This window comes from Parafrankia sp. EAN1pec, from assembly GCF_000018005.1.
GTDB classification, from domain to species: domain Bacteria; phylum Actinomycetota; class Actinomycetes; order Frankiales; family Frankiaceae; genus Parafrankia; species Parafrankia soli.
This window is the reverse complement of the sequence record NC_009921.1, coordinates 1,177,590-1,189,472: the sequence shown is the minus strand read 5'-3', so window position 1 is coordinate 1,189,472 and position 11,883 is coordinate 1,177,590. Positions and strand designations below refer to the sequence as shown.

The 11,883-nt window shown below is 71.5% G+C and carries 9 protein-coding genes and 1 tRNA gene; 2 read left to right on the top strand and 8 right to left on the bottom strand.

Translation table 11 applies throughout. The features are described 5' to 3' along the window. Nucleotides 1-428: 428 nt before the first annotated feature. The 5 genes from thrB to FRANEAN1_RS04905 form a co-directional block, all read right to left on the bottom strand. On the bottom strand, nt 429-1,514 hold the full coding sequence (thrB, locus tag FRANEAN1_RS04925) for a homoserine kinase (protein ID WP_157472339.1): 1,086 nt from the start codon (nt 1,512-1,514) through the stop codon (nt 429-431). Continuing rightward, the gene (thrC, locus tag FRANEAN1_RS04920) at nt 1,511-2,635 is read right to left on the bottom strand and encodes a threonine synthase (RefSeq protein WP_020458645.1); all 1,125 of its coding nucleotides are present in this window, start codon (nt 2,633-2,635) and stop codon (nt 1,511-1,513) included. Before thrC ends, thrB begins: the two co-directional genes overlap by 4 nt. Further along, complete coding sequence (locus FRANEAN1_RS04915; RefSeq protein ID WP_020458644.1) at nt 2,632-3,951, bottom strand: homoserine dehydrogenase; 1,320 nt, start codon at nt 3,949-3,951, stop codon at nt 2,632-2,634. Before FRANEAN1_RS04915 ends, thrC begins: the two co-directional genes overlap by 4 nt. Before the next feature lie 7 nt (nt 3,952-3,958). Continuing rightward, nucleotides 3,959-5,671, bottom strand: coding sequence for an arginine--tRNA ligase (gene argS / locus FRANEAN1_RS04910; RefSeq protein ID WP_020458643.1), 1,713 nt, complete (start codon nt 5,669-5,671; stop codon nt 3,959-3,961). Nucleotides 5,672-5,890: 219 nt separating this feature from the next. Further along, nucleotides 5,891-6,277, bottom strand: a complete 387-nt coding sequence (locus FRANEAN1_RS04905; RefSeq protein WP_020458642.1) for a response regulator — start codon at nt 6,275-6,277, stop codon at nt 5,891-5,893. Between the two features lie 73 nt (nt 6,278-6,350). Between FRANEAN1_RS04905 and FRANEAN1_RS04900 the strand changes: the two genes are divergently transcribed. Beyond that, nucleotides 6,351-6,422: transfer RNA gene (locus FRANEAN1_RS04900), tRNA-Arg, on the top strand. A 584-nt stretch (nt 6,423-7,006) separates the two neighbouring features. Here the strand turns inward: FRANEAN1_RS04900 and FRANEAN1_RS04895 are convergent. Both FRANEAN1_RS04895 and FRANEAN1_RS04890 read right to left on the bottom strand, forming a co-directional pair. Next, a complete protein-coding gene (locus FRANEAN1_RS04895; RefSeq protein WP_041253703.1) occupies nt 7,007-7,672 on the bottom strand; it encodes a hypothetical protein in 666 nt (221 codons plus the stop codon). Between the two features lie 363 nt (nt 7,673-8,035). Next, the gene (locus FRANEAN1_RS04890; protein ID WP_041253702.1) at nt 8,036-9,238 is read right to left on the bottom strand and encodes a DNA methyltransferase; all 1,203 of its coding nucleotides are present in this window, start codon (nt 9,236-9,238) and stop codon (nt 8,036-8,038) included. Nucleotides 9,239-9,566: 328 nt separating this feature from the next. Here FRANEAN1_RS04890 and FRANEAN1_RS04885 point away from each other — a divergent pair, with 328 nt between their 5' ends. Beyond that, the gene (locus FRANEAN1_RS04885; protein WP_020458638.1) at nt 9,567-10,397 is read left to right on the top strand and encodes a patatin-like phospholipase family protein; all 831 of its coding nucleotides are present in this window, start codon (nt 9,567-9,569) and stop codon (nt 10,395-10,397) included. Between the two features lie 92 nt (nt 10,398-10,489). Here FRANEAN1_RS04885 and FRANEAN1_RS04880 read toward each other — a convergent pair whose 3' ends face one another. Continuing rightward, on the bottom strand, nt 10,490-11,362 hold the full coding sequence (locus FRANEAN1_RS04880; RefSeq protein ID WP_020458637.1) for an LLM class F420-dependent oxidoreductase: 873 nt from the start codon (nt 11,360-11,362) through the stop codon (nt 10,490-10,492). Nucleotides 11,363-11,883 lie beyond the last annotated feature (521 nt).

Genomic DNA, 11,883 nt, shown 5'->3' with positions numbered 1-11,883 from the left:
AGGAGATGTAGCGCCATTCGGACGGCGAGCAACGCGCCCATGAAAGGCGCTGACGGCCGACAGCCGCGAGCGAACCCGATTTCCCGCCGACGGGTGCCGGTACGCCAGCCGAGGCAACGGCGACGAGGTCTGAAGCACCGGGATCCCTGACCAGGACCGGCCACCGTGCGAGGCCAACCGCTGCGGTGAGGCTCCACTGCAGCAAGGCCACCACCGCGTACCAGATCAGGCTGGCGGGGCGAGCACGCGCCGCGGCGCAGCGGGTGCAGTCATCAGACTATCCAGACGGAGACACCTCGGCAACAACCTAGAGACCTCTGGACTTCCCGATGACACCACGAGGGACTCCCTGATGACAGCTTGGAGCCCTCCGCGGGGGTCCGCGCGACCCCTGAGCCAGCATCCAGGAACGCAGCGGAGTACCATAATCACTCCGAGGAGTCGACCGCCTCGACTCGAACACCCTCGGTGTCGACAGCCAGCGGGACGACCGAGAAGCCCGGGGCGGCAACGCCGATCGCCGCCGCGGCCTGTCCGCCACCGACCCCGAGCGCCACCACGGACGGCCCGGAACCCGACAGCGCGGCCGGTATGCCGGCGGCGCGCAGCCGTCCGACCAGATCCGCGGAGGCGGGCATGGCGGGAAGGCGGTACGGCTGGTGCATCCGGTCCTCGGTCGCGGTCAGCAGCAGCCGCGAGCGTTCCTCGCCAGCGCCGGCCGCCGGTTCCGCGCCGGACAGCGCGAGCGCGAGCAGCGCCGCGCGGCCGATGTTCACCGCGGCGTCGGCATGCGGGACCTGCTTCGGGAGAGCGCCCCGGGCCTGCTCGGTCGACTGGCGTCGCGATGGGACGAACACCACGGGCCGTAGCTCGCCGAGCGGTGCCACCCGGAGGGACCGCGGCACATCGCCCTCGTACCAGGCGACGGTGAGGCCACCGAGCAGGGCCGCCGCGACGTTGTCCGGATGCCCTTCGATCGCGTTGGCCACCCGCAGCCGCCCGGCCGGACCGAGCGGCCCGCCGGCGAGGGCGTCGGCGGCTGTGACTCCGGCCACAATCGCTGCGGCGGACGAACCGAGACCCCGCCCGTGCGGGATCCGGTTCACGCAGCGCAGCGCGAGCCCGGGTTGCGCCCACTCCAGCTCGTCGAAGGTGGCGCGGATCGCCCGGACCACCAGATGCGCCTCGTCCGCGGGGACAGCGTCCGGGCCGACCGCGTCGATGGAGAGCCCGGACGGCGTCAGCCGCACGGACACCTCGTCGTACAGCCCGAGTGCCAGGCCCAGCGCGTCGAAGCCCGGACCCAGGTTGGCGCTCGTGGCCGGGACCCGCAGGCGGACCGCGCCCGGCGGACGGCCTCCACCCGGCCCGGTGGTGCTCACCGTCACGCTCGCCGACGCACTGACGATCGTGCTCACCCGTGTGCTGACGGAGGCATTCGCCGACGCGCTGGCCGTACCGCTTCCCGAGGCGCTGCCGGCGGCACCGGCGGCGAGGCCGTCGGCGGTCGTCACGACCGCTGCAGGCCGAGGGCCCTGGCGGCGCCGGCCACGGTCGGCGGGATGGTCTCGGGCTTCGCCGCGCCGCTGATGGCCCAGTCCGGGTCCTTCAGCCCGTTGCCGGTGACGGTGCAGACGACCCGCTGGCCCGGGCTCAGCCGGCCGTCGGCGTACGTGGCGAGCAGCCCGGCGACGCTGGCGGCACTGGACGGCTCGACGAAGACGCCCTCGCGGCGCGCCAGCAGCCGGTAGGCGGCCAGGATCTGCCGGTCGTTGACCGCGTCGATCAGACCGCCGGAGGCGTCCCGCGCGTCGGTCGCGAAATCCCAGGAGGCCGGGTTGCCGATGCGGATGGCCGTGGCGATGGTCTGCGGCGAGGTCACCACCTCGCCCCGCACGATCGGCGCCGCGCCCGCCGCCTGGAACCCGAACATCCGCGGCCGGCCGGACCGGATCCGGGTGTCCTCCTCGACGTAGCCGCGCCAGTAGGCGGTGATGTTACCCGCGTTCCCGACCGGCAGGCAGTGCACGTCGGGCGCGTGGCCGAGCGCCTCGACGATCTCGAAGGCGGCGGTCTTCTGCCCCTCCAGGCGGTGCGGGTTGACCGAGTTCACCAGCGTGACCGGGAACGTGTCGGCCAGCTCGCGGGCGACCCGGAGGCAGTCGTCGAACGACCCCTCCACCTGGAGCAGGCGCGCGCCGTGCACCAGGGCCTGCGCGAGCTTGCCGAGGGCGATCTTGCCGCTGGGAACCAGCACCGCGCAGGTCAGCCCGGCGCGGGCGGCGTACGCCGCGGCCGAGGCCGAGGTATTGCCGGTGGACGCGCAGATGACGGCCTGGGAGCCCTCTCCCACCGCCCGGCTGATCGCGACCGTCATGCCGCGGTCCTTGAACGAGCCGGTGGGGTTGGCACCTTCGACCTTGAGATGAACATCACATCCGGTCAGCTCGGACAGATGGTCCGCGTGCAGCAGCGGGGTGCCGCCCTCCCGCAGGGTGATCACCGGTGTGTCGGCGGTGACGGGCAGCCGGTCCCGGTACTCCTCGATGATCCCCCGCCAGGCCCGCGACGCGCGCTCGGGGGCACTGCTGCCGGCCGGGTCGCTCGAAACCGGCATCGACGACATCGTGGTCATGACTCAACTCCCTCGACCCGTACCACGCCCGACACCGCACGCACCCCGTCGAGAACCCGCAGGTCCTCGACGGTCGTGGACAGCGCCGCATCCGCGGCCGGATGGGTGACCAGGACGAGGCTGGCGTCGTCGCCGCGGCCGTCCTGACGGACGCTTCTGATGGACACATCGTGCCGGGCGAACGCGCCGGCCACCGCGGCGAGTACCCCGGCCTTGTCCGTGACGTCCAGCTGCACGTGGTAGCTCGTGATCGTGGGGCCCATCGGCAGGATCGGCAGGGCCGCGTAGGCGGACTCACCCGGCCCCTGCCGGCCCGCGATCCGGTTGCGGGCCACCGCGACCACGTCACCGAGAACGGCCGAGGCGGTCGGCGCGCCGCCGGCACCACGACCGTAGAACATGAGCTGCCCGGCGGCCTCGGCCTCGACGAAGACCGCGTTGAACGCCTCGCGCACCCCGGCCAGCGGATGCGAGCGCGGGATCATCGCCGGATGGACCCGCACGCTCACGCCGGGCCGGTCACCGGCACGCTCGGCGATGGCCAGCGCCTTGATCGTGCACCCGAGCTCGCGGGCACTGGCGATGTCGGCGGCGGTGACCGCGCCGATCCCCTCCCGGTAGACGTCATCGATCGTCACCCGGGTGTGGAAGGCGAGCTGGGCGATGATCGCCGCCTTGGCCGCCGCGTCGAACCCGTCGATGTCGGCGGAGGGGTCGGCCTCGGCGTACCCGAGCTCACCGGCCTCGGCCAACGCCTCGGCGAACGAGGCCCCGGTCTCGTCCATGCGGGTCAGGATGTAGTTCGTCGTCCCGTTCACGATGCCGAGGACGCGGCGGATCCGATCCCCGGCGAGGCTCTCGCGCAGCGGGCGCAGCAACGGGATCGCGCCCGCCACCGCCGCCTCGTAGTACAGGTCGACGCCGGCGGCCGCCGCGGCGTCGTGCAGCGTGGAGCCGTGGCTGGCCAGCAGGGCCTTGTTCGCACTGACCACCGACTTGCCCGACCGCAGCGCCGACAGCAGCCAGCTCCGCACCGGCTCGATCCCGCCGACGACCTCGATCACGATGTCGACGTCGTCGCGGGCGACCAGTGCGCCCGCGTCGGTGGTGAGCAGCTCCCGATCCACCGCTGCGGAACGAATCCGGTCGGGATCGCGGACCGCGATCCCGACGATCTCCAGCGGCGCTCCCACCCGGGCGCCCAGATCCTCGGTGTGCGTGCCCAGCAGCCGCACCACCTCGGTTCCGACGACCCCGCAGCCGAGCATCGCGATCCTCATCGGGCGCCCGAAACCGCGCCCGCCGTCGATCGTCATTCGCCTCTCACATCCGTTCCGGCGCGCTGACGCCCAGCAGCCGAAGGCCGTTCGCCAGGACGGTCCGGGTGGCCTCGGCCAGCAGCAGTCGAGCCGCGGTGATCGCCGTGGGCTCCTCGTCGCCCTGCGGAAGCACGCGACAGGAGTCGTAGAAGCGGTGGTACGTCCCGGCCAACTCCTCCAGGTACCTCGCGATACGGTGCGGCGCGCGCAGCTCCGCCGCCGACTCGACCACCCGCGGCAGCTCGCCGAGCGCGCCCAGCAGGTCGACCTCGCGTGGGTGGGTCAGCAGCGACACGTCGACCCCGTCGACGTCGAACGCGGGATCCGCGGAGGTCGCCAGACCCAGGGCGGCGGCGTTCCGGATGAGCGAACTGATCCGGGCGTGGGCGTACTGGACATAGAACACCGGGTTGTCGTTCGTCTGCCGCGCGATCGCGTCCAGGTCGAGGTCGAGGGCGGAGTCCATCGACGCGCGCACCAGCGAGTAGCGGGCCGCGTCGACCCCCACCGCGTCGACAAGGTCGTGCAGGGTCAGGAAGTTACCTGCCCGCTTGGACATCTTCACCGCCACGCCGCCCCGCGACAGCGTCACCATCTGGCCGATGAGCACGTCGAGGTTGTGGTCGGGATCGTCGCCGAAACAGGCCGAGATCGCCTTCAGCCGGCCGATGTAGCCGTGGTGGTCGGCTCCGAGCAGGTAGCAGAGCCGGTCGAAGCCACGGCGCCGCTTGTCGCGGTAGTAGGCCGCGTCGGCACAGAAGTAGGTGGGCCGACCGTCACTCTTGATCAGAGCGCGGTCCTTGTCGTCGCCGAAGTCGGTGGTGCGCAGCCAGACCGCACCGCCAGCCTCGTAGACGTGGCCCTGGGTGCGCAGCTCGTCGATCGCGGCGATGAGCTCCCCCGCCTCGTGCAGGCTGCGCTCGGACTTCCACAGGTCGTACTCGACCCCGAACCCCGAAAGCGTCGCGCGGATCTCGGCAAGCATCAGCTCCACGCCGTCGCGGGCGCAGACCGCGAGCGCCTTGTCCTGCTCGGCGCCGCTGTCCTGCTCGCCGCCGGAGGCGGCCAGGAGCTGCTCCAGAGCCGGGTTCGCCGCCAGGACCTTCGCGGCGATCTCGGCGACGTAGGCGCCCTGGTAGCCGTCGGCGGGAGCCGGCTGGCCGCGCAGCGCGGCCAGCACCGACGCGCCGAACCGCTCGACCTGCACACCGGCGTCATTGACGTAGTACTCGGTGCCGACCTCGTAGCCCGCCGCGGCGAACACCCGGGAAAGCGCGTCGCCCACCGCCGCCCAGCGCGCGGACGCCAGTGTCACCGGGCCGGTCGGGTTCGCGCTGACGAACTCGAGGTTCACCCGGACGCCCTGGGACACCGCGGCGCGGCCGTAGGACTCGCCGTCCCGGACGATCCGGCGGGCGATGCCGCCCAGGGCCGCACCGGCCAGCCGGATGTTCAGGAAGCCCGGGCCGGCGACCTCCACCTCCGCCACACCCGCCTCGGCCCGCAGGCGGGCGGCGAGCAGCTCGGCCACCTCCCGGGGCCGGCGGCGCGCCGCCTTCGCGAGCTGCAGGGCGACCGGAGACGCGTAGTCTCCGTGCTCGGGCTGCCTCGGTCGCTCGACGGTGACCGAGTCGGGCACGGCCACTTCCAGGTCGCCGTTCGCGACGGCAGCCCGAACGGCCGCGACGATGGTGTCGGCGAGCTCGGCGGGGGTCATGTCGCGATGCTATCGGCGCGCGGCGTCCGACCGGTTCCCCCGCGTACCAACCATCCAGCGGTCATCGGCCCGCCCACCGATGGGACGGCCCAGGTCGCGCGCCCCGAACGACCCGAAAGCCCCGGCTGCCGGCGCTCCCGGAATGCCACGAGGGGACACCTCGCACGAACTCCCGCGCGCCGAACACGCCCCGCCCGACGCACTCGCGGCGGACCGGACTCAGACCGGCTGGCCCGCGGCGAGCCTGCTGACCACCCCGATGAGCATGTCCGGGTCGAACGGCTTGGTCAGGTAGTAGTCGACACCCAGCCGGGCACCACGCTTGACGTCCGCCTCCTGGGCACGCGCGGTCAGCATGATCACCTTGATGTCGGCGGTCACGGGATCGCCGCGCAGCCGCGCCGCGACGTCCCAGCCGTTCACCCTCGGCATCATGATGTCGAGGGTGATCACATGCGGCGCGATCTCATGGACGCGCTCGAGACAGTCCGCGCCGTCGACCGCGGTGTGCACCTCGAAGCCTTCCAGTTCGAGGTTGACGACCACGAGCTGACGGATCACGGCGTCGTCGTCGACGACGAGCACCCGGGGGGCGGTGAAGTACACGGCCGAAGCTTACGGGCACGGCGTTGGACAGTCTGCCGATCCCACCTGGTACGGTATGCCTGCTTGCCCTGGAGCCCCCGTAGCTCAGGGGATAGAGCACCGCCCTCCGGAGGCGGGTGCGCAGGTTCGAATCCTGCCGGGGGCACACGACTTGGGGTGTGGTGTGCTCAGGCTTTTGGCCTGAGCCGTGGCGTCGTGTCATGTTGGTCGGGGGGCGGTGCCCCCCGGGCCCCCCTTCGGCGGATGGCTTCTCGGCTTGCGGTGGTTGGCCCCGTTCGGGTTTGGCTGGATGGGTTCGACTGGCTTGCGGTGGTTGGCCCCCTTCGGCGGGTGGCTTCTTGCTTGCGGTGGTTGGCCCAGGTTCGGGTCGGCTGGATGGGCCTGGCTTACTTTGGTTGGTCCTGGTGGGCCAGCGGGGTGGTCGGCCTGCTTTCCTGTTCGGCCGGGTTGTCGGGGTGTTGCACCTTCTGGCGGATGGCGGCGCCGGCGCTGTTGGGCGGATCGGCTTCTTTCATCAGGTGCGGATCGCGACTGATGGCGGAGAGCCGTATGCGCGGTACCTCACTATCCTCGCCGACCTTTCCGGATGGTCGCGTCCGTCCCGATCTCCACCGCGCGGCGCTCGGCCGCGGAGCGCCCTCGAAGCGAGTTGTCTGAGCCACTCCACGCGCCGCTCACGCAACACGCTTCGAAGCGGCCCCCACCCGGCTCGCCGCGATCCGGGTCGCGTCAGAGGCCTCCGATTGTCACGTAGGCGGTGGTGACTATCGCTGCTGCTACGAGCGCGGCGGCTACGGTCTGTGCGGGGGTGTGGCCGTCCAGCTCGTCGTGGTCGTCCGCGGAGCCCTCCGCGTGGGCCTCTGCCAGCCGTGCCTTCCGGGTCTGGACGCGCGCCCAGGCGATGACGGGCACCGCCGCCCAGGTGAGGGCGAGCGCCGGCCCGTACACGAACGTGAGGACGGTGGCACAGCTCGCCGCGGCCGCGACATGGCCGCTGATTTTCCAGAACCGTGTGATGGCGGTGAGGATGAGCGCTTCGGTGATCATCGCGGCGTACACGGTGGCGATGTCCTTCGGAGCATCCGTCACGCGGAGCAGCACATAGCCGACGGCGACCGACGCGCAGCCGAACAGCATCGGCTGCATCCGCTTGCTGCGCTCCGGCACATGGTGGTCGGACCAGCGGCGGCGGCGGACGCCGTAGAAAACGAAACTCATCGGGACGGCCGTTCCGAACAGGACGGCGATGACACCCCAGAGCGCGCCGTGGCCGAGGTCCGGCGCGTCATGCTGGGCGACCACCGCCAGCAGCCCGGTGACGAGCACGGTGGGCGCGGTGACCTCGGTGATGCCGAAGGCGAGCCGCGCCGCGGGCGTCCGCTGCCCCGAATTCACCCGCCTGCCCCGGCCCGTTTCCACCGCCGTGCTTGTGGTCGTATCGACGGACGAGTCCGGCGTCGCTTCTCCGGTCGTGTTCCGATTCTTCTTCCCACTATTTCTTCCGGTCGAGCTGGTTGTCGCTGTCGTCGTCACGGGATACCTGTCTGAGTCGGTGCTTTTCGACGCGGGACGGATTGCGGCAAAATCGCCGGCGGCCAGGCGCCGGGGCAAGAACGGCCAGACACGGATGGACGGCCCGAACTGTCGACACCGCCCTCCGGACCGGTACCGCCGGCCGATTCGATGCTAGACGAGTGGCGACGAGGCACGGGGCAGCTGGCGAGCGCGGACTGGCACCCCCCGGGCCGGGACTACTGATCAAGGCCGGCGGGCCCGGACGTCGAATTCGAACAGGGCCTTGTTTGAGTTCCGCTTGCGAATAACCTCCACCTCGACGTCGGCGTAGCCGAGCTCGCGCAGCATCAACGCATACCAGTCCTGAGCAGGGACACCGTGGCCGTAGAACGTCGAGTTCCCCACGATGTAGGAAACCTGCCCGCCGCGTTTCACCAGTGGTGTGACGGTCTGGAAGTGCAGCCACATGTCGTGGTGGTATTTCCGCACATAGGTCGCCAGCAGCGGCCCGTTCCGGTCGCCGTCGGCCGCGATCCGCGCGCAGACGGCCTCCAGCGCCTCGTCGACCGGGGTGGGCGTGGCCGGCGTCCAGGAGCGCAGGTTGGACGTGGCGCTCCCCCAGGTGCCACCGATCGCGCGCCAGTCCAGCTCACCGGCGTCGCCGGCGCGGTCGAGGTAGCGCAGCCAGTACATGTACGGCCGGAGCTCGCGGATGTAGGACATCCGGTTCACGTAGGGCGGGCTGGTCAGCACGAGATCGGTTTCGCGCAGGTCCGGCACGACGGAGCGCGAGTCGCCCTCGTGGACGGCGGCGGAGCCCGGCAGGTCGACCCGGGCGGATTCGATCAGGGCTGCCGCCTCGGTGCCGAACAGCGCGATGGTGGCCGCGGCCGCGTCCGGGTCGAAGGAGCCGGGCCGGGTCTCGCCGGCGGCGGCCTTGAACGACATGGACTGATGATTGAAGGCCGCGTTGCTGACGGAGATCAGTACCCGACACAGTGCGATCTGCAGGAGATCACCCGCCGGTCCTGAATATGCGTCGAGCGCCGCCCGGAGTGCGCGCAGCGCGTGCAGCGCCCCGGGGCTCCACCATTTCTCGATCCGGAAGATGTTCGGCTGCCACAACTCGGTGTCACGGCCCATGCGGGCGGCGGCGTCCCCGGCATCGGCGGCCGCGGTGGCCGCGTCCGCAAGGGTCTGCCGCGGGTATTGGCGGACCTTGGCCCGCCCCAACCAGACGAGGAAGGGATTGAGATCGGCGCTCTGGCCGTGATGGCCGAGCTCGGCCGCGGCGAGCGGGGTCGTCCCCGTTCCGGAGAACGGGTCGGTGATGACCGAGCCGGCGGGCAGGTGGGAGATACGCCCCCGTACGAGCCGGACTCCGTAGGCGGGCGTGAGCCGCAGCCAGCCATGCCGCCCTACACCCCGGTTCGCCCGGAATGTCATGTGCTCGTTGCGCGCGTGGGACGTCCGGTCGGCTGTCGTACTCACGTGGCCTCCAGGAGAGGGCCGGCGGCGTGGGGAGAGCCCCGGCTCGGGGCTCCGCAGTATGCGCGAGGGAGCCCGGGACGCTTGCGCGGGGGCACGAACGGTCTGGGGCCGATCTGGCCTGGTCGCTGTCCTGTGCGCGACACCCAAACGATCACCATGCCGCAATGGCATAGCCCGATCGGGTGATTTCGGTGGTGCCTTGCCACCTCCGGTGCGTAGTTCCCAAAAGCCCTTCAGAAAGCGACGGACCCTGACGAGGGCCGTCGCGGAGAGGTGTGTCTGGATGCGGCACGCGCTGGTCCTCGGCGGCGGAGGCGTGGCCGGCATCGCCTGGGAGATCGGCCTGTTGGTCGGTCTCGCCGAGGCGGGCGTCGACGTCACCGACGCCGATCTCGTCGTCGGCACCTCGGCGGGCTCCGCCGTGGGGACGATGATCAGCAGTGGCGCGGACCTCGACCTGCTGTACTCCCGGCAGATCGCTCCCGCCGACCCGACCGCCGAACCGACGGTGAATTTCGATTACGGCGAGCTCATGTCAACCCTGGCCCAGGTCACCGCGGGCTCGCGTGGCGCACGCGACGCCCGCGCCCGGATCGGCGCCTACGCGCTCGCGGCCAAGGTCGCCTCGGAGGAGGACCGCTGGCAGATCATCGCCGGGCGGCTGCCCGTCCGCGAATGGCCGCGGCAGCGCCTGGTGGTGACAGCGGTAGACGCCGAAACGGGTGACTGGGTGGCCTTCGACCGCGACTCGGGCGTCCATCTGGTCGACGCGGTCGCGGCCAGTTCCGCGCTCCCCGGCGTGTTCCCGCCGGTGACCGTGGATCACCGCCGGTACGTGGACGGCGGTATGCGTTCCGTGATCAACGCCGATCTTGCGGAAGGCCACGAACGGGTACTGATCGTTGCGCCCATTCTGGGCATGGGCATACCCACCGAGGTACGGCGGCTCGAACGCGCGGGCAGCCGGGTCCTCGTCGTGGCCGCGGACGAGGCGTCGCGGGCCGCCTTCGGCTCGAACATCCTCGATCCCGCGATCCGCGCCGCGTCCGCGCGGGCGGGGCGGAACCAGGCAGCCGCGGTCGCGGACAGCGTCCGCGAGCTGTGGAAGGACTGATCCGACAGGTCCGCGCACCGGCGCCGGCGGGCCGCCGAGCCCGCCGGCGCCGGCACGGACACGAACCCCGCCGACGCCGGCCGCCGCCGGCCTCAGATGTCCGCGGCGGCGGGGACGACCCGCTCGCCCAGGACCCGCAGCGGCTCGACGTCCCAGATGTCGGCGACGCCGCCGATGGCCACCGAGATGCCGAGCTCGGCCAGTTCGCCGAGCTCGTCGAGGATGCGCCCGACGTTCTCGCCCGACTTGCCCGGGTCGAAGCGGTAGTAGCAGGTCTTGACGATCTCGTCGTAGTCGCGGCCCTCGGCGTCGCAGTGCCGGCGCAGGACGTCGAGCTTGTGCGGCAGGTCAGGGCCGGAGAAGAGGTTGCAGGCCTGCCCGTACTTCGCGACCAGGCGCAGCGTCTTCTTCTCCCCACCCCCGCCGATCATGATCGGCGGGTGCGGCCGGGTGAGCGCGGCGGGCGAGTTGAGCGGCCGGGCGAGCTGGTAGTGCTTGCCCGTCCAGGGGCTCTCGTCGTCCGACCACATCCGAAGACAGATCTGCAGGGTCTCCTCGAGGCGCTCGAAGCGCTCGGCGACCGGGGGGAACGGGATGCCGAGCCCGACGGACTCCTGCTCGTTCCACGCCGCGCCGATTCCGAGCATCGCCCGGCCCCCGGAAAGCACGTCGAGGGTACTGATGATCTTCGCAAGAATTCCGGGCTCCCGGTAGACGGTGCCGGTCACCAGAGTCAGCAGGGTCGCCCGGCGGGTGTGCGCCGCCAGGAAGCCCAGGGTGGTGTAGGCCTCGAGCATGTCGTTCTCGGGCGGGCCGACCATCTCGATCTGGAAGAAGTGGTCCATCACCGCCAGGTAGTCGAAGCCGGCCTCGTCGACCTCACGGGCGACCTCGGCGAGCGCGCGGCCCAGGTCGGCAGGCCCCTCGGGCCGGGTGAAGTCGGGAATCTGTACACCAAGTCGCACTTCTTTTTCTCCTCCGGGAGCTCACCGCGGGCCGCGTCTCCCGCGACCATGTCCGGTGGACGTCCGCCCCACCCGGCGACGTTCCCGCATCGGCGGGACAGCACGGGCCGGCGGGCATGGCGCGTTCGCGTCGCCACCGTTCCCGGCATCAAACCCCACCCGCCCGCGCAGGCATTCCCCAACGGGCCAGCCCGCGCGCCGCCCACCCGGCCACGTTCCGCCCCCATGCCCGCCTTGCACACGCCCCACACCCGCGCCCCGCGGCCACGATCCGAGCACACCCCACGGCCGCGGGCCGGAGCCGCCGTCGGGCCTCCACGACCTGTCGGGCCTCCACGACCTATGGCCCACAGCGACGGGCGAGGTGGTGCGCACAACGCCCACCCAGGCACCCGGCCACGGACCACCACCCGTCGCGACCTGCCAACACTCATGTATGAGAATTCCTCTCATGTCCGGGCTTGTCAGTCGTTGCACCGGTCACAGCCTGTTCCGGCGACGCGACCCGGCGCGGTCCCGGT